Origin of the sequence: Micromonospora sp. NPDC007208, from assembly GCF_042869175.1 — a bacterium.
Taxonomy (GTDB): Bacteria; Actinomycetota; Actinomycetes; order Mycobacteriales; family Micromonosporaceae; genus Micromonospora; species Micromonospora foliorum.
On sequence record NZ_JBIAFG010000004.1, the window covers coordinates 459433 to 478454 of the forward strand.

Genomic DNA, 19022 nt, shown 5'->3' on the forward strand with positions numbered 1-19022 from the left:
CGGGCCCCGTTCAGCCCTTGGCGGCGGCAGTGCCGTCGCTCGCGGCTGAGCGGGCCCGGTGGGCGGCGACGTTGGTGCGGTTGCCGCAGTAGCCGTAGGAGTGCCAGCGCCGGCTGCGATTGCGCGTGGTGTCGTAGAACGCGGCGCGACAGACCTCGTTGGCACACAACCGCAAGCGCGACCAGTTGCCCTCGGCGATGATCGTGGCGACGTGCTGGGTGATGCCGCCGACCACCGGATCACCGGTGACCTGCCGCAGTCGCACCTGACCTGGGCTGGCGAAGTCCTGTTGGAACGTGACGGACGAGGCACGCCCCGAGAAGGCCGCCCAGTTGCCCGCGCTGTCGGCCTGGTCGGACGAGCCCGCCACCGCCAGCAGGTCGGCACGCAGGGCGCGGACCAGATCGAGTCGCTGCGGCGTCGGCGCACCCTCCTGACCGAAGGGACGAAGCACCGCCTCGGCTGACGCCGGGGTGTCGAGCTTGTCCGGCCGGCCGGCGTACGCGCGCGAGTTGAGCAGGGCCACGACTGCCGCCGCCCGAGGCGGAACGACCCCTTCGTCGTCGGTACGTGCGGTGCTGGGTGCCATACCGCCAGCCTATCTCTAAGTGGTCAAGATCCCACGCCCCTTACATCCCCGGACGTCTACTGCTAGCTTCGTAAGCGTCAAAGGCGTTAAGCCAATTACGCCTGATCGACCCTCGCTAGGAGTTCGTCCCATGAGCCAGCTCATCCTCACCGGTGTCGGCGACTACGCCCAGAACGTCCGCCTGGAGCAGCAGCCGGACCTGACCGTCGGCCCCGACGACGTGCTCCTCCAGATGGAGGCGGCACCGATCAACCCGGTCGACGGCCTCTTCTCCAACGGCTGGTACGCGGTCCAGCCGCAACTCCCCAGCTTCATCGGTAGCGAAGGCGTAGGCCGGGTACGGGAAACCGGCACCGCCACCGACCCGGCCCTCGCCGGGCGGCGCGTGGTGATCCTGGGCAGCTACGAGCAGGGCGCATGGGCGGACCAGGTAGTCGTCCCCGCCCGCAACGTCGTCGCCGTCCCCGAGGGGATCGACGCCGCCCAACTGTCGATGCTCACCATCAACCCGATCACCGCCCACCTGATGCTCACCCGGTACGTGGACCTCAAGCCGGGAGACTGGATCGCCCAAACTCTCGGCAACTCGGCCGTGGCCCGGTCCGTGATCACCCTCGCCCGGATCGCCGGCATCCGGACGATCAGCGTCGTCCGCAGCGAGAAGGCCGCCGAGGAAGCTCGGGCCGCGGGCGGGGAGGTCGTCCTGGTCGACGGCGACGACCTCGCCGAGCGAACCGCCCAGGCACTGGCGGGCCAGCGGTTGCGCCTGGTGCTCGACGGCGCGGGCGGCAGCACCGCCGGGGCGCTCGCGACCGGGTTGGAGACCGGCGGCACCATCGTCAGCTACTCGTCGGCGACCGGCGAACCGCCCGCGATCCCCCTCGGCAACCTCGTCTACGGCGAGTTGAGCCTGCGCGGCCTGTGGGTGGTGAACTGGTTCCACACCGCACCCCGAGCGGAGATCGAGAAGGTGATCGGCGAACTCGTCGACCTCGTCGCGAGAGGTGAGCTGGTGGTGCCGGTCGACTCGACGTACCCGCTGCACCGCTATGCGGAGGCGTTCGCCCGCAACGCGTCGCCGGAGCGTACCGGCAAGGTGCTCTTCAGGTTCGACGCCGCCGCGTGAGACCGCAGGCCGGCCCGCGTTCTCACGCGGGCCGGCAGGTTCGCGGCGACCGGGTCAGCCCTTCACGCAGACCACCTGCTTGAGGTGCGCGACCACCTCGACCAGGTCCTCCTGCTGGGCCATCACCTCGGTGATGTCCTTGTACGCGCCGGGGATCTCGTCGACCACCCCGGCGTCCTTGCGGCACTCCACCCCGGCGGTCTGCGCGGCCAGGTCCTCCGTGCTGAACGTCCGCTTGGCCTGCGCCCGGGACATCCGACGCCCCGCCCCGTGCGACGCCGAGCAGTACGCGTCCGGGTTTCCCCGCCCCCGCACGATGTACGACCCGGTGCCCATCGACCCGGGGATGATGCCCAGGTCACCCCGGCCGGCCCGGATGGCGCCCTTGCGGGTCACCAGCACCTCCACCCCGTCGTAGCTCTCCTCGGAGACGTAGTTGTGGTGGCAGCTGATGGGCTCGTCGTAGCCGACCTGCGGGAAGTGCTCACGCACCACGCCGCAGAGCAGGGCCAGCATGACCGCCCGGTTGCGCCGCGCGTACTCCTGCGCCCACCACAGGTCCCGCCGGTACGCGTCCATCTCCGGCGTCCCGGCGAGGAACACGGCCAGGTCCCGGTCCGGAAGGTCGGCGTTGTGCGGCAGCCCTCGGGCCACCCCGATGTGCCGCTCGGCCAGCTCCTTGCCGATGTTGCGGGACCCGGAGTGCAGCATCAGCCAGACCCGCCCCTCGTCGGCGCCGCCCTGCTCCAGGCAGACCTCGATGAAGTGGTTGCCCCCGCCGAGGGTGCCGATCTGCCGCTGCGCCCGCGTCTCCAGCTGTGCCACCCGCCGGTCCAGGCCGGCGAACCGGCCCCAGAAGTCGTCCCAGCCGGCCTGCTCCAGACCCCGGATCCGACGGGTGTCGACCGAGTCCTTGCGCTGGGCGAAACCGACCGGGATGGTGGCCTCGATCGCCGAGCGCAGCCCGGCCAGGTCGTCCGGCAGGTCGGCGGCGGTCAGCGAGGTACGCACCGCCGACATCCCGCAGCCGATGTCGACGCCGACCGCGGCCGGCGAGACGGCCTGCTTCATCGCGATCACCGAGCCGACCGTGGCGCCCTTGCCGAAGTGCACGTCGGGCATGACGGCGACACCCTGCACCCAGGGCAGCGCGCCGATGTTGCGCAGCTGCTTGGCCGCCTGCGGCTCGATGGCGTACGGGTCGGTCCAGACCCGGACCGGTGCCCGGGTACCGGCGAGAGGGGTGAATCCCATTGTGGACTCCTTATGTCGTGCGTGACCGATAACGATCAGATTTGGTCGGCCAGCGGCGGTGCGCGGATACGAAAGGGCCGCCCGATCCCGGTGGGATGGGCGGCCGGCGGACGCGTCAGCGTCGGCGTCAGTCGCGCCACCCCGGCTCGTTGCGCCGCGATGGGCGGTAGCCACGGGTTTTGGCGGTGGTCTGCGAAGGGGTGCCGGCGGGGAGCAGGCACCAGCGGGCATCGGTGCGGACGCGACGCGACATGGCGTACTCCCTCCGGGGTTGATCGGTTGACGGTGCACCGACGAGAGTAGGAGCACCGCGGCGCGTCCGCAATGGATATCCCCGGTCGGGCCGCTCTCCCCCGGCCGTAGGGCAGACTCGCGACATGGTGGAGACCTCCGTGCGCCTGCTGCGGCTGCTGACTCTCCTACAGGTGCGCCGGGAGTGGTCCGGCGCCGAACTGGCCGAACGGCTCGCCGTCACCACCCGCACGGTACGCACGGATGTGGAGCGGCTGCGGGTGCTGGGCTACCAGATCGAGTCACACCCGGGGGTCGCCGGTGGTTACCGGCTCGGTGCCGGGTCGGCGCTGCCACCGCTGCTGCTCGACGACGACGAGGCCGTGGCGGTGGCCGTCGGGCTGCGGGCAGCGGCGGGCGGGTCGGTGACCGGCATCGAGGAGACCTCGCAGCGGGCGCTGGCCAAGCTGGAGCAGTCGTTGCCGTCCCGGCTGCGACACCGGGTGGACGCCCTGCGCTCGGCGACGGTCTCCGCCGCCGGCGGTGGCCCGACAGTGGACCCCGACACGCTCACCGCCGTCTCCACGGCCGTGCACCGCCGGGAGCGGCTGCGGTTCGACTACGCCGGGCACGACGGCACGGTCAGCGTGCGCGACGTCGAGCCGTACCGGCTCGTCTACACCGGGCGGCGGTGGTACCTGCTGGGGTGGGACACCGACCGGGGCGACTGGCGGACCTTCCGCGCCGACCGGCTCCGGCCCCGGGTGCCCGCCGGCCCGCGCTTCGCCCCCCGGGAGCCGCCCGGTGGCGACGCGGTCGCGCACGTGCTGCGCGGCGTCGGTTCCACGGCCTGGCCACACCCCGCCCGGGTACGCCTGCACGCGTCGGCCGAGACGATGGCGCAGCGGATCCCCACCACGGCGGGCCTGCTGGAGGCGATCGACGAGCGGTCCTGTCTGCTGCACACCGGTGGGGAGTCGCTGGGCAATCTGGCCGCGTTCCTCGGCACCCTGGCTGTCGACTTCGACGTGCTCGACCCGCCAGAGCTGCGCGCCGTCATCCGGGACGTCGCCGTCCGGTTCGCCCGCGCCGCCGGCCCCGCGCCGGGGCGGGTCACGGTGCACCCCGGCGCGGACGTGCCGGTGGAGCTATGACTGCGGCACCAGCCGGAAGGACTGCGCCGCGGTGCCGTTGCAGGTGTACTGGACGAGCTGGACGCTGTCCGCGGTGGATGCTCCCGGCACGTCGAGACACTTGCCACTGTTGCGGTTGACCAGGCGGTAGTAGCCGCCACCCTCGGGCTCGGCCCGCCACTGCTGGTTGTTGCCGCCGCTGTAGGACCAGAGCTGGATGCGTGCCGAGTCGGCTGTCGACCGGTCAGTCACGTCGATCACCTGGGCGCTGTTGTTGCGGTTGTTGACCCGCAGGTACCCGCCGCTGGTCGGCACGAACTGGTACTGCTGGGCGGTGCTGCTGTTGCACGCGTACTGCTGGATGGCAGTGCCGTTCGCGCTGGCCGCGGCCCGGGCGTCCACGCACTTGCCGTTGCCCCGGTTGACCACCGTGTGCCAGGCGGTCGGCGAGATCGTGCCGTCGGACGGCGGGGGCGTGGTCGGCGGGACGGTGCCGACGCCGGCCAGCCAGTGCAGCCCGTCGATCAGCAGCTGGTTCTGTTGCGCGCTGTCGAAGGTGGAGGACAGCCCGGTGTTGGTGCTGTAGTTCATCGCGTTGTGGCCGAAGTTGGCGTAGAGCATCTTGTACTGCCGGTTGCTCCAGACCAGCGGGTAGTAGCCCCCGTACCAGGACTGGTTGGGGTCGGTGCCGACGGGGAAGCTGGACGGGTCGACCGAGGCCAGGATGTCGATGTTGGGGTTCTGCCGCAGGTCGTTGCTCCAGGAGTACCACTCGCTGATCGACGACGGGAACGTCGCCGGGAGGTTGCGGGTGGCGGCGTGGGTGCGGTTGTCGGCGCGCATCGTGACCCGGGTGGGTCCCCAGGTGTTCGTCTGGAACGAGCCGGTGCCGAGGAAGGTGTTGTAGTACCAGCTCCAGCTCGACGGGTTGTCGGTCCACGCGCTGACGTGGAAGCCCAGCCACGCGCCGCCGTTTCGCATGTACTGCTCGAACGCGGGGCGCTGCGCGGCGGGCGGCGCGTCGTCCAGGAACATGATGACCTTGTACTGGGCCAGGTTGGCGGTGTTCAGCAGCCCCCAGTTGGTGGTCGACTCCCAGGAGAAGCCGTACTGGGCAGCGGCCTGCGGGAACCAGGCCCGGGCGTCCCGGTCGAAGTCGATGTGCGCGGCGTCCCACGTGCCGTTGTAGAAGGCCAGGACCTTGAACGTCGGCGCGGCCTGCGCGCTGCGCGAGGCGTTGACCGCGAGACCGGCGGTCAACGCGACGACCAGGGCGACGAACAACGACAGGATCCGTCTGGTACGGGAGGAGAGTTCTGCGATCACCTGATCGTCCCTTCGGTCGGGACGCGCGCCGCCGCGTCGATGTGCATCTGTTCACAAGGTTTACAGATAGATGAAAGGTTATGCGCTCCGGTTGGGCGGCGTCAATCGCGGCGCGACCGATCGGGTGGGATTCCTGCGGCAACGGGTACCCCGGCCGGATGACCAGCCCGGACGCCGTCGACGTCGACCAGCCGCTCGCCGCGGACGTACCCGCCGCGCCGCACGACGCCAGCGGCGAGCGGGTGCCGACCCGCGACCTGGCCGACCTCGCGCCGCCGGCCCGGTCGGCGCGGCGCTGGACCCCGAGCCGGGTGGTGGCCACCCCCGCCGCGCTCGACCACCCGCACGGCCAACGGATCGTCGAACGGGTGCGGGCACTGGGCATCGAGGTGGAACACCTGCGCGCCAACCGACTCACCGGGGTACGCGGGCAGACCGACCGGGAGACGTACGCCCGGGCCAAGTCGACCATGGCGATCGTGGTGAGCCCGCCCTCGCGGCGCGTCCTGCAACCCATCGCGCCAAGCGCCGACTGGCGGGTCGACCTGGCCGAGGGCTGCCCGGCGCACTGCCAGTACTGCTACCTCGCCGGATCCCTGTCCGGCCCACCGGTGACCCGGGTGTACGCGGACCTCGACGACATCCTCGCCGGGCTGGCCGCGTACGCCGGGCGAGGGACGGTGACCAGCCGCAACGCGCGGCGCGCCGACGAGGGCACCACGTTCGAGGCGTCCTGCTACACCGACCCGCTCGCCCTGGAACACCTGACCGGCAGTTGGCGCCGCGCGGTGCAACACTTCGCCGACTGGGGCGCCCCCGTGCAGTTGCGCTGGACCACCAAGTACGCCGATGTGGACACCTTCGTCGGGCTGCCGCACGCCGGCCGGACCCGGGTCCGCTTCAGCGTCAACTGCGCCCCGGTGAGCGAACGGTTCGAGGGCGGCACCGCCCGGGTGCCGGACCGGCTGGCCGCGCTGCGCCGGCTCGCCCTCGACGGCTACCCGGTCGGGCTGACCATCGCGCCGATCATCGCGCTGCCGGACTGGCGGGACCGCTACGGCGAACTGCTCGACCAGGTCCGCGCGGCGGTCGACGGGGTGCCGGACCTGGACCTGACCGCCGAGCTGATCACCCACCGGTTCACGCCGGGCAGCAAGGAGGTGCTGCTCGGCTGGTACCCGCGTACCCGGCTGGAGATGGACGAGGAGTCCCGCACCCGCAAGCACGGCAAGTTCGGCGCGGTGAAGTACGTCTACCCGCGTGAGCAGATGGCCGAGCTGCGCGACTGGTTCACCACCGAGCTGACCGCTCGCGTGCCAGCCTGCCGGATCCTCTACTGGACCTGACGGTCAGCCGACCGAGGAGCGGGCGACCGGGGCGGCGAAGAACGTGTCCGGGTACGGCTCGTCGCGCAGGCTGTAGTGCCACCACTCCCGGTCGTAGTTGACGAACCCGGCCTCGACCATCAGCCGCTGCAACAACCGACGGTTGTCCCGCGCCGTCCCGGTGACGCGGGGGTCGGCGGTGTGCGCCCGCGGGTCGAAACAGTCGAAGCCCGTACCCATGTCGATGCTGTTGTCGGGGAACCGTTGCTGGCGCGGCGCGGTGCAGGCGACCAACGGTTGCCCGACCCGGTACGGAGGTTGGCTGGCGGCGGGCTCGTCGACGAGTGTCAGGTCCAGGGTGCTGCCGCGGCTGTGCGCGGTGGGCGCGCCGATGTAACCGTCGGCGAAGAGCCGGCTCTTGGCCAGGTCCGGGTAGAACTCGGCCTTGGTCTGCTGCTCACCGGGGCGCTTCGACCAGGCGACGAAGTCGTCCACCGCCGGTCGCGGGCGGTAGCAGTCGTACACCTTGAGGCTGTGCCCACCGGCCAGCGCGGCGTCCTGTACCCGGCGCAACGCCTCGGCCGCCTTGTGGGTGAGCAGGCACAGCGGCTCGCGGTAGCCGGTGATCGGCCGGCCGACGAAGTTGTGCGGCGTGGCGTAGCGGATGTCGGCGTGGATGCGCGGGTCGAGGTCGGTCAGCACCACGAACCCCGGCAGCGGCGCCGCGACGGAGGTGGACGGGGTCGGCGCGGGTGTGGGGCTCGCCGACGTCGGCGGCGACGTGGTGGGAGCGGGCCGGGGCTGCGGCCGCGAGCAGCCGCCGAGCAGCCCGGCGAGCGCGAGCACGACGGCCAGGCGGTAGCGCACGAGTCCTGTCTATCAGCCCAGCCGGGGCCGCCATCCCAGGATCCGAGTGGCGCACCGACCGAAAGTGACCGAAAAAGCACCGGAACTTTTCCGCAAACGCGGCGAAGCTTCGGTCAGCCTGGCATGTCGTCAACCCCCGTCGGTGAGGCAAGATGACGCGTGGAACGGGCACGCCGTTTCGGGACACACGGTGGGCGGCCGACTTGTGGTCGTTCCTCCGGCTCGGTGAAGGAGACGCGTGTGGGCGCGGACGACGGACGCAGGGTGACCATCACCGCGATCGCACGGGAGGCCGGGGTGTCGGTGCCGACCGTGTCACGGGTGCTCAACGGTCGCTCCGATGTGGCCCCGGACACCCGGGAGCGGGTAGAGGAGTTGTTGCGCCACCACGGCTACCGGCGTCGTACCAGCCGCAGCGTTCGCCGTGCCGGTCTCGTCGACCTGGTCTTCAACGACCTGGACAGCCCCTGGGCCGTGGAGATCATCCGGGGCGTGGAGGATGTCGGGCATGGCGCGGGCGTCGGCACGGTGGTCTCCGCGATCCACCGGCAGCCCACCGCGGCCCGGCAGTGGTTGCAGAACCTCCGCACCCGGGCCACCGACGGCGTCATCTTCGTGACCTCGCACCTGAGCCCGCCGCTGCACGCGCAACTGCGTCGCCTCAACGTGCCGGTGGTGGTCGTCGACCCGGCCGGGGTCCCGGCCATGGACGTGCCGACGATCGGCGCCACCAACTGGGCCGGCGGGCTCGCCGCGACCGAACACCTGCTCGCGATCGGGCACCGGCGCATCGGTTTCGTGGCCGGGCCGACGCACCTGCTGTGCAGCCGTGCGCGGCTCGACGGTTACCGGGCCGGGCTGGAGGCCGCCGGGGTGCCGGTGGACGACAAGCTGGTCTACCCGGGCGACTTCTACCACGCCTCCGGGTTCGCCGGGGGAACCGCGCTGCTCGACCTCGCCGACCCGCCGACCGGCATCTTCGCCGCCAGCGACCAGATGGCCTTCGGTGTCTACGAGGCCATCCGGCGCCGAGGGCTGCGCGTCCCGGACGACGTGAGCGTGGTGGGTTTCGACGACCTGCCGGAAGCCCGCTGGGCCTCACCGCCGCTGACCACCGTGCGCCAACCGTTGGTCGAGATGGGACGGTTGGCGGCCCGGACGGTGCTGCGCCTGGCCCAGGGCGAGGGCATCGACTCACCCCGGGTGGAACTCGCCACCGAGTTGGTCGTTCGGGACAGCACCGCCGCCCCGCCGACCGGGTCGCCCGCCTCGGCGTGACGGCCGGTACCGCGCCGGAAACCGGTTGGACCGGTTCCGGTCCGTTCCGGAAAGTTCCGACCGGGCCGACCGGGGGTCGCCCACGGCGGGCGCGGTGAGCGACCGACTGTCACCCACCGCGCCGCACGGTCAGTGGTGGTGGTGCCAGCGGACGGCCTTGCGGATGGTCACCGGCAGTGCGGGCGCACCGTCGACCGGTGCCGGGTCCTCGGCGGTCGGCGCCACTCCCCCGGCGGCGATCCGGTCCAGGGTCGCCAGGCCGGCCCCGTCGACCTCGCCGAAGATCGTGTAGTTGGGGCGCAGCGCGGAGTTGGCGTAGACCAGGAAGAACTGGCTGCCATTGGTGTCCGGCCCGGCGTTGGCCATGGCCAGCACGCCCCGGGCGTACACCCGGCGCTCCCCGGTCGGGTCGGTGGGCGCGGGCGGCAGGTCGGTCGGCAGCTCGTCGCGGTACCGGTAGCCCGGGCCGCCCTCACCGGTGCCGGACGGGTCACCGCACTGCAGCACGCTCAGCGTCGGGTACGCGGTGAGCCGGTGGCACGGGGTGCGGTCGTAGAACCGCTTGCTCACCAGGTGCAGGAAGCTCTGCACCGTGCACGGCGCGGCGGCCCGGTCCAGGGTCAACCCGATCGGCCCGTGGTTGGTCGCCAGGGTCACCCGGACGCTGCCCCGGGCCGGGGTGCGTCGGGGGTCGGGCGGCAGCGGCACCGGCCGGGCCGCCGGTTCGTCCGGGGTCTCGGTGTACGCGCACGGGCCGTGGGTGGTGCGCGGCGGTCGGGTGGCGGTGTCGACAACGGTGGACGACGCGGCGGAGACGCGCTCCGCGTCGGCCGACGGGCCCGGGGCGGCGAGCGCGGTGGCGGACGCGCCGACGACCAGCGCCCCGGCGAGCACGGTCACCCCCGCGAGGCGGGTCAGGGCGCGCGCCGGCCGGCGGGGTGCCGCCACTGCGGGGCGCGGTTCGAGTTCACTCGACACAGGGATCCTCCTGGACTGGTGGTGCCAGAAAGACCGGAGTCTATGGAGGGCAGCGCCCGATGTCGATCCGTCAGGGCATCCGGCGACGCCGCCGCCACAGCAGGCCGCCCAGCAACGCCACCACCGTCGCGCCGCTCACCGCGGTCACCGACCAGAGCCACTCCGAGCCGGTACGCGTGGGTCCGCTGGCCGCCGCCGGTCGGGGCACGCCGGGTGCCGCCAGCGCGGACGGCGCCGCCGACGGGGTGGCGGTCAGCTCGCCGGGCTCGACCAGCCGGCCCACGGCGGCGTCCCGGGGCAGCGTGAAACCCCAGTCCAGGAGGGCCGCACCCTGCTCCCAGCCGCGTACCGGTGCCGATTCGGCGCCCAGCAGGGTCACCACCAGCCGCCGACCGCCGCGTTCCGCCGCCCCCACGTAGGTGTGCCGGGCCAGGTCGGTGAAGCCGGTCTTGCCGCCGAGCGCCCCCGGGTACCGGTAGATGAGCTGGTTCTCGTTCTGGATCTCGAAGCCCTTGGTGCGTTGCGCCGGCTGGGCCGGAATCGACGTCTGCTCGGTCAGCGCGTACCGCCGGAAGGTGGGATCGGCGAAGCAGGCCCGGGCGATCAGCGCCAGGTCGTACGCGCTGGTGAACTGCCCCCTGCCGTCCAGCCCGGACGGGGTTACCGCGTGCGTCTGGAGCGCGCCGAGCTGGTGCGCGCGCTCATTCATGGCGCGTACGCCGGCGGCGCTGTCCGTCCCACTGCCGAGCCGGGCCAGCGCGTTGGCGGCCTCGTTGCCGGAGTTGAGCAGCAACCCGAGCCAGATGGTCTCGATGGTGTACCGGCCGCCCGCGACCAGGCCCACGGCCGAGGAGCCGGGCTCGATGTTCATGTCCGCCTCGGTGACGGTGACCATCTGCTTCGGGTCGAGCCTGGGCAGCATCGTGGCCGCCAGCAGCAGCTTCTGCACGCTCGCCGGTGTGCCGTACTCGTGCGGGCCGCAGCCGCCGAGCACCTGGCCGCTGTCCAGGTCGGCGACCAGCCACGACGTGGCGGTGACCCTCGGTGGCGCGGCGACACCGGCCGGCACGACCAGGCCGGCCGTGTCGAGCCCTGCCCCGCCGACCATCCGTTGCTCGGGGACGGCGGGCGGGGGCGACGGCCGGGGTGGGCGGGACGCCGCCGGCGCCGGGACCCGGGGGCAGCGCACCGTCGGTGCGGCGGACGCTCCCGTCGCGCCGACCGGCACGGGAGCGAGCAGGACGGCGGACGTCGTGGCCGCCAGCAGCGCAGCTCTCATGTGCCCGACCCTAGTCACGACGATCGCCCGGCGGGACGGGATGCCGGTCAACTCGCGTCGCCGCGACCGAGCAGGTAGTCGTGCAGGGCGGCACTCCCCCGCAGCCGACGCAGGCTGCGAGTGTGCAGCTCCTGCTCGCGGCGGGCAAGCTCGGCGCGGACCCGCTGAGCGCTGCCGGTGGTCCGCAGTTCGCCCAGCACCGCGGCGATGATCTCGAAGGGGTACGCGCCCCGGCGTAGCAGGGCGATCACCTGCGCCGCGCGGAGCTCCGCCTCGTCGTACACCCGGTAGTTGGTGCCCGGGGTGCGGCCCGGCCGCAGCAGCTCGCGCCCCTCCCACAGCCGCAGCTGCGAGGTCCGGACCCCGACCAGGGCGGCGACCTCGCCGATGCGGAGGCCGCGGCGTGGCGCGGGCCGGGCCGCCGGTGGGCTGGCCAGCACCGTCTCGAACGCGCCGAGCACCCGGCGGATCTCGGCGCGTTCCCGGTCCAGCTCGGCATGGCCGCCGTCGAGCGCCGCCAGGGCCGCCGGCAGGTCACCCCGGTGCACCGCCGCCATGATCTCCCGGGTACGGCTCCAGCCGTGCCCCTCGGCCAACCGCCGCGCCACGCCCAGCGCCCGGGCGTGCTCGGCGGTGAAGATCCGGTAGCCGCTCTCGGTGCGGCGCACCGGCGGCAGCACCCCCAACTCGACGTAGTTGCGCACCTGCTGCACCGAGATCCCGACGGTGGCCGCCAGGTCCACGGCCCGTAGTCGATCCTTCGAGGCGACGTTCACGCGAGCCACCGTACCGCTTACCGCGTGATTTGAGACTTTCCTGGACGTGCTGGTGGGACCAGCGCTTGGAACTCGGCGAAAGCCTCTACGTGGGGATGAATGAGACAATGGAACCCGCCAGTGCTCGGCGGGGCAAAGTCCCGCCACGATTCCGTGAAGGGTTCGTATGTCGCAGCCAGCATGGTCCGCCGCCGACAGCCACGACATGATCCAGGTACGCGGGGCGCGGGAGAACAATCTCGCCAGCGTCTCGGTCGACATCCCCAAGCGCCGGTTGACCGTCTTCACAGGTGTCTCCGGGTCGGGCAAGTCGTCGCTGGTCTTCGGCACCATCGCCGCCGAGTCCCAGCGCATGATCAACGAGACCTACAGCACGTTCCTCCAGTCGTTCATGCCGAACCTCAACCGGCCGGACGTCGACTCGCTGCGCAACCTCAGCGCGGCCATCGTCGTCGACCAGGAACGGATGGGGGTCAACTCCCGTTCCACCGTCGGCACCGCCACCGACGCGTACGCCATGCTGCGGATCCTCTTCAGCCGGCTCGGTCAGCCGTCCATCGGCGGGGCCGGGGCGTTCAGCTTCAACCTGCCCGAGGGCATGTGCCCCACCTGCGAAGGGCTGGGTCGGGTCTCCGACCTCGACATCAACGAGTTGGTGGACGTCGAGCGCTCCCTCAACGACGGCGCGATCACCGTGCCCAACTTCGCGGTCGGCTCCTGGTACTGGCAGACCATCGTCGGCTCCGGCCTGTTCGACCCGGACGTCAAACTCCAGGACTTCACCCCGCAACAGTGGGAGGACTTCCTGCACAAACCGCCCACGAAGATCAAGGTGGGCAGCAACAACTGGACGTACGAGGGTCTGGCGGTCAAGGTCAAGCGGCTCCTCCTGGCCAAGGACCGCGAGTCGATGCAACCGCACATCCGCGCCTTCGTCGACCGGGCGGTCACCTTCACCAGCTGCGGCGACTGCGGCGGCACCCGACTCAACGCGGCGGCCCTGTCCTCGCGGATCGCCGGACACACCATCGCCGACTGCTCGGCCATGCAGATCAGCGACCTGGCCGCGTTCGTCCGCACCGTCGACGACCCGGGGGCCGCGCCACTCGTCGCCAACCTCCGCGACCTGCTGGAGTCCCTCGTCGAAATCGGTCTGGGCTACCTCAGCCTGGACCGTGAGTCGGCGACCCTCTCCGGCGGCGAGGCGCAGCGGGTGAAGATGGTCCGGCACCTCGGCTCCAGCCTCTCCGACGTCACGTACGTCTTCGACGAACCCACCGTCGGCCTGCACCCGCACGACATCGCCCGGATGAACGACCTGCTGCTGCGGCTGCGCGACAAGGGCAACACCGTGCTGGTGGTGGAACACAAACCGGAGACCATCGCCATCGCCGACCACGTGGTCGACCTCGGGCCGGGCGCCGGCACCGACGGCGGCCGGATCTGCTTCACCGGCGACGTCCCCGGCCTGCGCCGCTCCGACACGCTCACCGGGCGACACCTGGACCACCGGGTGACCCTGCGCGAGGCGGTACGCCAGCCCACCGGGCACCTCACCATCCGCCAGGCGGACCTGCACAACCTGCGCGACGTGGACGTGGACATCCCGCTCGGGGTCCTCACCGTGGTCACCGGCGTGGCCGGCTCCGGCAAGAGCTCACTGATCCACGGGTCGCTGCGCGGCCGGTCCGGGGTCGTCATCGTCGACCAGTCCCCGATCCGTGGCTCACGACGCAGCAACCCGGCCACCTACAGCGGGCTGCTCGACCCGATCCGCACCGCCTTCGCCAAGGCCAACGGGGTCAAGGCCGCACTGTTCAGCGCCAACTCCGAGGGCGCCTGCCCAGCCTGCAAGGGGATCGGGCTCATCTACACCGACCTGGCGATGATGGCCGGCGTCGCGAGCGTCTGCGAACGCTGCGAGGGGCGACGCTTCACCGACGAGGTGCTCACGTACACGCTGCGCGGCAAGAACATTCACGAGGTGCTGACCATGTCCGTCACCGAGGCGTACGCGTTCTTCCCGCACCCCATCCTCGGTCGGCTGGCCGACGTCGGGCTGGGCTACCTCAGCCTCGGCCAGCCACTGACCACCCTGTCCGGCGGGGAGCGGCAACGACTCAAGCTCGCCATCCACCTGGCCGAGAAGACCACCACCTACGTCCTCGACGAGCCGACCACCGGCCTGCACCTGGCCGACGTGGACCAACTGCTGGCCCTGCTCGACCGCATGGTCGACGCCGGAAACACGGTGATCGTCATCGAGCACCACCAGGCGGTCATGGCACACGCCGACTGGCTCATCGACCTCGGCCCCGGCGCCGGCCACGACGGCGGCCGCATCGTCTTCACCGGCACACCGGCCGAACTGGTCGCCACCGGCGACACCCTCACCGCCAAGCACCTCCGCGAGTACGTCGGCGAGCCGGCGACGGTCAGGTGACGCGGCGCAGCCAGCGCCGCTGCCAGGGGGTCTCCACCGCCTTCGGGTGGTAGCCGGCGCGAACCCACGGCACCGCCCGCTCGACCGGCAGACCGTCGAGGATCGCCATCGCGGCCAGGGCCGTTCCGGTGCGACCCACCCCGCCCCGACAGGCCACCTCGACGCGTTCACCGTCGTGCGCGCGCCGCAGCGCCTCCCGCAGGGCGTCGAGGGCTTCGGCGCGGTCGAGCGGCACCCAGAAGTCGGGCCACCGGATCCGCCGATGCGCCCAGGTCGGCTCCGGACCAGGGGCCAGCAGCACGGCGAAGTCGGCGGGCGATGTCACGGCAGCGACGCGGCGCCCGCGCACCCTCGCCCCACTGGGGAGTACGAGTACGCCCGACTGCTCGGACCACGGCTGCGCGTCAGTCACCCGCACATTGTGCCGCTGTTTCGCCTACTGATGAGCACAGACAGCGCCGCCCCCGGCCGGTAGGCCGGGGGCGGCGCTGGTGTCGGTGTGCAGGTCGCCTCTCGGCGAGTGGCACGACGCGACTCCAGCCGAACGGTATTCCGCGAAGGCAATATTAGGTGAGGCCCGGGGACACTGAGTCACACCGACACTCTCCACAACCAGCCCGCCCCCCACGTTGTTCCCCGGCCCCGCCGGGCCGTTCCACCGCGGCCAGGGTCAGCCCGGCGCCCTGGAGCCGGGTCCCCTCGCTCGCTGCACGCCGGTCGCCTCCCGACCACGACACCCGCCATCGCGCCGCGCTTCGGCCACAACCCACGAGATCTTGGACAGTTTCCGTTCACACGGAACGGAAACTGTCCAAGATCTGCTGGCAGCCATCAACCGGACCGCGCCATCCGCTGCCGGCGACGCACCATCCGCTGCCGGCGACGCACCATCCGCTGCCGGCGACGCGCCATCCGCTTCCGGCGACGCGTCATACGGTTCCGGCTACGCGCCATCCGGTTCCGACGGACCCGCTGGCGTCGCGGTATCCACTTCCGGCGGGCGCCCGGGCGGCGCGGCATCCACTTTCGGCAAGCACCCGGCGTCGCGGCGTCCGCGACCAGCGGCCGTGTGCCTGCCGCACCGGAAACGGAAGTGCCGCTGGCCGGCACCCCGGGTTGCGGGTGCCGGCCAGCGGTCGGTGTCGTGCGGTGGTGCTGCGTACTGTGGTCTTGCCGTGCGGTGGTGCTGGCGTGCGCGTTCTGCGGTGGTGCGGGGTCAGCTGTTCCAGTGCTGGCCAACGAGGTCGGTGGCCTGCTGCTCCCACTGGGCGTAGGCGTCCGGGTAGGCCGACACCTGCACGGTCTGCGCGGCGTCGGTCAGCGGCATGTCCTGCCACCCGTCGACCTGCTTGAGACCCTTGAGGAACGCGGTGGTGGAGTACTCGGGGTCGGTGATCTGCTCCGGCGTGCCCCAACCCGAGCTCGGGCGCTGCTGGAACAGGCCCAGCGAGTCGTGGTCGTTCATGTCACCGAGGTGACCCAGGTTCTCCAGCTTCGACTCCTGCAGGCTCGTCGCGATCGAGATCACCGCGGCCCGCTCCGGGAGGCCGGCCTTCTTGGTGGCGGCGATGATCGCCTTGACGTTGGCGGTCTGCTCGTCGTTGAGGGTGATGTGGGACTGGTCGCCCTGCGGCTTCGGCGCGTTGGTCTGCACGGCAACGGCGACCGGCTTGGCATCGACCGGGTTGGCGTGAGCGGCGATCGGGCCGGCGAAGACACCACCGGCGAACGCGAGACCAGCAACAGACAGCATGCTCTTACGGAAGATCGTGTTCATGGGGGTAGCTCCTTCGGGGGTAGGACACCCCAACCGCCAAGGGGAACGGCGGTGGGGTGTGAGCACCTCGTCCGGCGCTGCAAAAAACAAGGGGAAAAGTCTGGGGGATGACGCCTCTCGGGCGTCGGGGTCGGCGACCTAGCGAGCGGGGGCTCGTGGCGCCGGGTCCATGTGTAACGACCGGGGGCCGGGGGTCATTCCGGGGTTGGCCCATCCGTCGGCACCCTCATCGTGGCGGTGCCCGTCGGTCGTTCGTCAGGACTGCAACGACCCGGGGGCCGGGGTCATTCCGGGTTGGCCCACCTGCCGGCACCCTCATCCGGGGCGGTGCCTGCGGTCGTTCGTGGGGACTGTAACGACCGGCGGCTGGCCGGCATTCCAACCTGCGCGACCAGCCCAAGGACCGGGCGGCGGGTCGGTGGTACTGCGATCGTCAGAGTATGTAACGACCCCGGCCCGGCCATGATTCCAGCCCACCGGTAGGCCCGGTCACCACCCACACCACCCCACCACCCGACAAATCGCCCACAACGCCGGGCCCATAACGCCGAATCCACCTCAGCCAGGCCTGATCCACTCGGGTTCACGGAAGTCGGGGCATCCCGGACTCCCGGACCACCCGACTTCCTGAAACCCGAGTCGATCATGCCGGCCCGGCCCGCCCGGCCCGCGCGCCCGGCCCGGCCCGCCCGGCCCGCCGCGCCCGGCCCGGCCCGCCGCGCCCGGCCTTTCGGCCCTGCATGTCGCCCCGCCCGCCGCGTGCCCGGCCTCCGATCCTGGGTGCCGGCCCGCCCCGCGCGTCCGGTCTCCCATCCTGCGTGCGTCAGGTGTCCAGGTAGCGCAGGATGGCGAGGATCCTGCGGCTGTAGCCGGTCGTGTGAGCGAGGTCGAGTTTGTCGAAGATGGCGTTGACGTGCTTCTCGACCGCGCTCTGCGACACGTGCAGCCGCTGGGCGATGGCGAGGTTGGTGTGCCCCTGGGCCATCTCGTGCAGTACGTCCCGTTCCCGGGGTGTGAGCCGACCGAGCGGGTCGGGCCGCTCCGAGCCGGCCACCACCTGACGGACCACCTCCGGGTCGAGGGCGGTGCCTCCGGCGCCGACCCGGTCGAGGGCGTCGAGGAAGTCGTCGACCTGGGCGACCCGGTCCTTGAGCAGGTAGCCGACCCCCTCGGGGCGGTCCGCGAGCAGCCGGCCGGCGTAACGCCGCTCCACGTACTGGGAGAGTACGAGGACGCCGGTTTCGGGCCAGCGACGACGGATCTCCAGGGCGGCCCGCAGCCCGTCGTCGGTGTGGGTGGGTGGCATCCGGACGTCGGTGACGACCACGTCGGGACGGGAGCGTTCGACCGCCTCGACAAGCTGGTCGGCGGTCCCGACCGCCGCGAGTACCTCGTGGTCCTCGTCGGCGAGCAGCCGCGTCAAGCCCTCCCGGAGCAGCGTCGAGTCTTCGGCGAGGACTAGTCGCACGGTAACTCCGCCAGCAGGGTCGTCGGACCGCCGGCCGGGCTGGTCACCCGCAGCCGGCCGTCCAGCGCGGCGACCCGCCGCGCCAGCCCGGACAACCCGCGCCCGGTCGGTTCCGCCCCGCCGACGCCGTCGTCGTGCACGCGCATCCGGATCCACCCATTCCGTACGCCGATATCGACCGTGACCAGGGTAGCGGCGGCGTGTTTCGCGGCGTTGGTGAGCGCCTCGCAGGCCACGAAGTACAGCACCGTCTCGAGCTGCCGTTCGGGGCGGGCCGGCAGCTCGCAGCGGATCCGCACCGGTACCTCGGAGCCGCGGGCGACGATGGCCAGGACCTCGCCCAGATCGCTGCTGTCCAGGGCCGATGGGTAAACCCGCCACGCCACCTCGCGCAACTCCTCGATGGCCCGCTGCACGTCCTCGTGTGCCTGGGCGAGCAGCGCGTGCGTGCGGTCGGCGTCGCGGGCGCGCCGGGCCCGGCCGAGCAGCATGCCGAGGGCGACCAGCCGTTGTTGGAGGCCGTCGTGCAGGTCGCGTTCGATGCGCTGCCGTTCGGCGTCCACGGCGGCGATGACTCCGGCCCGACTGGTGGTCAGCTCGTGGACCCGTCGCGTCAGCGCCGCCCGACTTCCCGGGCCGAGCAGTCGTCGAGCCAGCCGGATGTCAAGCGCGGCGATGCTCGCAACGGCCTGGACGTTGAGCAGTAGCAACACCGCCCCGACGGCGACCTGGGACAGGGCGTCGAGCAGGGTCAGCTCTCCGCGCACCGCCGCGCGCAGCACGATCCCGGCCAGCACCACGCCCACGCCCAACACGGCGTACGCCAGCAGGCCGAGCGTGCCGGGTAGCAGTCGGGCAGCGAGGTAGCCGACCTGCCGCCGGGTCGGCACAGCGTTCGGCGTGGGCACATCCTCGGCGGCGAGCAGCCCGGCGAGGCGGCGATGCTCCATCCGCACCAGCCACCCGCCGTACCTGCTGGTCAGACCGGCTACGCGACGGCCGGCCGCAGGCGCGAACGCGCACACGCCGTACGCGGCGGCCGCGACGGCGAGAAAGGCGAACTCAACGGCGGCCGTCGCGATTCCGACGGCGACGCCGAGCGGCAGCCGGAGCCGAAGCCACCACCTACCGGTTCGCCGCTCCCCCACCACCTCGCCCGCCTTCCGCACCGA

Annotated in this window: 16 protein-coding genes; 5 read left to right on the plus strand and 11 right to left on the minus strand. The window is 71.9% G+C overall.

The genetic code is table 11. The features are described 5' to 3' along the window. Nucleotides 1–10 precede the first annotated feature (10 nt). A complete protein-coding gene (locus tag ACFYL6_RS11405; RefSeq protein ID WP_387170242.1) occupies nucleotides 11–589 on the minus strand; it encodes a CGNR zinc finger domain-containing protein in 579 nt (192 codons plus the stop codon). A gap of 130 nt (nucleotides 590–719) precedes the next feature. Here ACFYL6_RS11405 and ACFYL6_RS11410 point away from each other — a divergent pair, with 130 nt between their 5' ends. Beyond that, nucleotides 720–1715, plus strand: coding sequence for a zinc-dependent alcohol dehydrogenase family protein (locus ACFYL6_RS11410; RefSeq protein ID WP_387170244.1), 996 nt, complete (start codon nucleotides 720–722; stop codon nucleotides 1713–1715). 54 nt (nucleotides 1716–1769) lie between these two features. Here the strand turns inward: ACFYL6_RS11410 and ACFYL6_RS11415 are convergent, their stop codons facing one another. After that, a complete protein-coding gene (locus ACFYL6_RS11415) occupies nucleotides 1770–2969 on the minus strand; it encodes an RtcB family protein (RefSeq protein ID WP_387170246.1) in 1200 nt (399 codons plus the stop codon). 377 nt (nucleotides 2970–3346) lie between these two features. Between ACFYL6_RS11415 and ACFYL6_RS11420 the strand changes: the two genes are divergently transcribed. Further along, nucleotides 3347–4354 (plus strand): helix-turn-helix transcriptional regulator, encoded by a 1008-nt coding sequence (locus ACFYL6_RS11420; RefSeq protein ID WP_387170248.1) that lies wholly within the window; start codon nucleotides 3347–3349, stop codon nucleotides 4352–4354. Here the strand turns inward: ACFYL6_RS11420 and ACFYL6_RS11425 are convergent. Then, on the minus strand, nucleotides 4349–5659 hold the full coding sequence (locus tag ACFYL6_RS11425; protein WP_387170250.1) for an RICIN domain-containing protein: 1311 nt from the start codon (nucleotides 5657–5659) through the stop codon (nucleotides 4349–4351). The two genes, ACFYL6_RS11420 and ACFYL6_RS11425, sit on opposite strands and share 6 nt — an antisense overlap. Nucleotides 5660–5817: 158 nt before the next feature. Between ACFYL6_RS11425 and ACFYL6_RS11430 the strand changes: the two genes are divergently transcribed. Continuing rightward, nucleotides 5818–7005 carry a spore photoproduct lyase family protein gene (locus ACFYL6_RS11430; protein ID WP_387170252.1) on the plus strand — a complete coding sequence of 396 codons (1188 nt, stop codon included), beginning with the start codon at nucleotides 5818–5820 and terminating at the stop codon, nucleotides 7003–7005. 3 nt (nucleotides 7006–7008) lie between these two features. On the opposite strand, the gene ACFYL6_RS11435 is transcribed toward ACFYL6_RS11430, so the two are convergent. After that, nucleotides 7009–7851: a M15 family metallopeptidase gene (locus ACFYL6_RS11435; protein WP_387170254.1), complete on the minus strand. Its 843-nt coding sequence runs from the start codon at nucleotides 7849–7851 to the stop codon at nucleotides 7009–7011. A 240-nt stretch (nucleotides 7852–8091) separates the two neighbouring features. On the opposite strand from ACFYL6_RS11435, the gene ACFYL6_RS11440 reads away from it, so the two are divergent. Further along, the gene (locus tag ACFYL6_RS11440) at nucleotides 8092–9129 is read left to right on the plus strand and encodes a LacI family DNA-binding transcriptional regulator (RefSeq protein ID WP_387170256.1); all 1038 of its coding nucleotides are present in this window, start codon (nucleotides 8092–8094) and stop codon (nucleotides 9127–9129) included. 129 nt (nucleotides 9130–9258) lie between these two features. On the opposite strand, the gene ACFYL6_RS11445 is transcribed toward ACFYL6_RS11440, so the two are convergent. The 3 genes from ACFYL6_RS11445 to ACFYL6_RS11455 all read right to left on the minus strand — a co-directional run bounded on the left by ACFYL6_RS11445 (nucleotide 9259) and on the right by ACFYL6_RS11455 (nucleotide 12162). Beyond that, nucleotides 9259–10107: a peptidylprolyl isomerase gene (locus ACFYL6_RS11445; protein WP_387170258.1), complete on the minus strand. Its 849-nt coding sequence runs from the start codon at nucleotides 10105–10107 to the stop codon at nucleotides 9259–9261. Between the two features lie 70 nt (nucleotides 10108–10177). Further along, nucleotides 10178–11386: a D-alanyl-D-alanine carboxypeptidase family protein gene (locus tag ACFYL6_RS11450; RefSeq protein WP_387170260.1), complete on the minus strand. Its 1209-nt coding sequence runs from the start codon at nucleotides 11384–11386 to the stop codon at nucleotides 10178–10180. 47 nt (nucleotides 11387–11433) lie between these two features. Then, nucleotides 11434–12162, minus strand: a complete 729-nt coding sequence (locus ACFYL6_RS11455; protein WP_387170261.1) for a MerR family transcriptional regulator — start codon at nucleotides 12160–12162, stop codon at nucleotides 11434–11436. Between the two features lie 166 nt (nucleotides 12163–12328). Here ACFYL6_RS11455 and ACFYL6_RS11460 point away from each other — a divergent pair, with 166 nt between their 5' ends. Next, on the plus strand, nucleotides 12329–14605 hold the full coding sequence (locus ACFYL6_RS11460) for an ATP-binding cassette domain-containing protein (protein ID WP_387170263.1): 2277 nt from the start codon (nucleotides 12329–12331) through the stop codon (nucleotides 14603–14605). On the opposite strand, the gene ACFYL6_RS11465 is transcribed toward ACFYL6_RS11460, so the two are convergent. The 4 genes from ACFYL6_RS11465 to ACFYL6_RS11480 form a co-directional block, all read right to left on the minus strand. Further along, nucleotides 14598–15017 carry a protein-tyrosine phosphatase family protein gene (locus ACFYL6_RS11465; RefSeq protein WP_387170265.1) on the minus strand — a complete coding sequence of 140 codons (420 nt, stop codon included), beginning with the start codon at nucleotides 15015–15017 and terminating at the stop codon, nucleotides 14598–14600. The two genes, ACFYL6_RS11460 and ACFYL6_RS11465, sit on opposite strands and share 8 nt — an antisense overlap. An 804-nt stretch (nucleotides 15018–15821) precedes the next feature. After that, a complete protein-coding gene (locus tag ACFYL6_RS11470; protein ID WP_387170267.1) occupies nucleotides 15822–16382 on the minus strand; it encodes a hypothetical protein in 561 nt (186 codons plus the stop codon). 823 nt (nucleotides 16383–17205) lie between these two features. Then, the gene (locus ACFYL6_RS11475; protein WP_387170269.1) at nucleotides 17206–17850 is read right to left on the minus strand and encodes a response regulator; all 645 of its coding nucleotides are present in this window, start codon (nucleotides 17848–17850) and stop codon (nucleotides 17206–17208) included. Beyond that, nucleotides 17841–19019: a sensor histidine kinase gene (locus tag ACFYL6_RS11480; protein WP_387170271.1), complete on the minus strand. Its 1179-nt coding sequence runs from the start codon at nucleotides 19017–19019 to the stop codon at nucleotides 17841–17843. The genes ACFYL6_RS11475 and ACFYL6_RS11480 overlap by 10 nt, the downstream gene beginning before the upstream one ends. Nucleotides 19020–19022: the final 3 nt, after the last annotated feature.

Coding starts and splice junctions, on each gene's coding strand:
- ACFYL6_RS11450 (WP_387170260.1), bottom strand. CDS start 11,386: ATGAGAGCTGCGCTGCTGGCGGCCACGACGTCCGCCGTCCTGCTCGCT.
- ACFYL6_RS11470 (WP_387170267.1), bottom strand. CDS start 16,382: ATGAACACGATCTTCCGTAAGAGCATGCTGTCTGTTGCTGGTCTCGCG.
- ACFYL6_RS11430 (WP_387170252.1), top strand. CDS start 5,818: ATGACCAGCCCGGACGCCGTCGACGTCGACCAGCCGCTCGCCGCGGAC.
- ACFYL6_RS11420 (WP_387170248.1), top strand. CDS start 3,347: ATGGTGGAGACCTCCGTGCGCCTGCTGCGGCTGCTGACTCTCCTACAG.
- ACFYL6_RS11410 (WP_387170244.1), top strand. CDS start 720: ATGAGCCAGCTCATCCTCACCGGTGTCGGCGACTACGCCCAGAACGTC.
- ACFYL6_RS11460 (WP_387170263.1), top strand. CDS start 12,329: ATGTCGCAGCCAGCATGGTCCGCCGCCGACAGCCACGACATGATCCAG.
- ACFYL6_RS11415 (WP_387170246.1), bottom strand. CDS start 2,969: ATGGGATTCACCCCTCTCGCCGGTACCCGGGCACCGGTCCGGGTCTGG.
- ACFYL6_RS11405 (WP_387170242.1), bottom strand. CDS start 589: ATGGCACCCAGCACCGCACGTACCGACGACGAAGGGGTCGTTCCGCCT.